This is a genomic window from Oleiphilus sp. HI0132 (genome assembly GCF_001635845.1).
Genome location: NZ_LWGJ01000520.1, coordinates 1 through 700, shown reverse-complemented (window position 1 = coordinate 700; position 700 = coordinate 1). Strand labels below are relative to the sequence as shown.

Sequence of the window (700 nt, the reverse complement as noted above, 5' to 3'; positions counted from 1 at the left end):
TGGCCCAAAGGCTGGTTAGAACCCTTTGTACGTCCTGCAAGACACCTGTCGAGCTTGAAGAGGAAGACTGGAAAATGCTTACCAGACCTTGGAAAACACCTTTGCCTCAAAATGCGCAACAACCCGTCGGCTGCCAAGAATGTCGACAAACAGGCTATCGCGGTCGAGCAGGCGTTTATGAAATCATGCCCTTATCCGAAAGCTTAAAAGGGCACATACACGAAAGCGGTCAAGTAGCAGAGCTCAGAAAAGAAGCAATTAAAGAAGGGATGTATTCACTAAGGCTAAGCGGCGCAAATAAAATAGCAAATGGCTTAACAACCATTGATGAAGTGCTCAGAGTCACACCAGTCAGCCTTAATCAGCTAATGAGCTAGGGAACACTAGAAGCCCTCCTCCAAACGAAATACTTCGTATGCAGGCTCTTCGTAAGGATGAGCCTGCTTCAATGCTGACACGGCCTGTTTGATACACTCATCCGAACAAACCAATTCAACCTTTAGCTCTTGAACTTTTTCAATTTCATCAATCTGACCAATCGCTGGCTTGCTACCAGATAAAGGTCTAAATTGTCCAGCCCCCAAAGTTTCCCAGCTACACCGATCATAACAACCTATCCTACCTGCACCTGTCAAAAAAACCGCATCCTTAACTTTTTCCGCATTCTCGACAGGCACAAAAAAACATAACTTATACATAC

At 45.1% G+C, this 700-nt stretch carries 1 protein-coding gene and 1 pseudogene; one reads left to right on the top strand and one right to left on the bottom strand.

Annotation, left to right across the window (positions count from 1 at the left end):
- Positions 1 to 377 (top strand): annotated as a pseudogene (locus tag A3766_RS06210) (type II/IV secretion system protein); the annotation flags it as partial.
- A 6-nt stretch (positions 378 to 383) separates the two neighbouring features.
- On the opposite strand, the gene A3766_RS06205 reads toward A3766_RS06210, so the two are convergent.
- A partial coding sequence (locus A3766_RS06205) for a YqfO family protein (RefSeq protein ID WP_068511457.1) occupies positions 384 to 700 on the bottom strand: 317 nt, incomplete at its 5' end.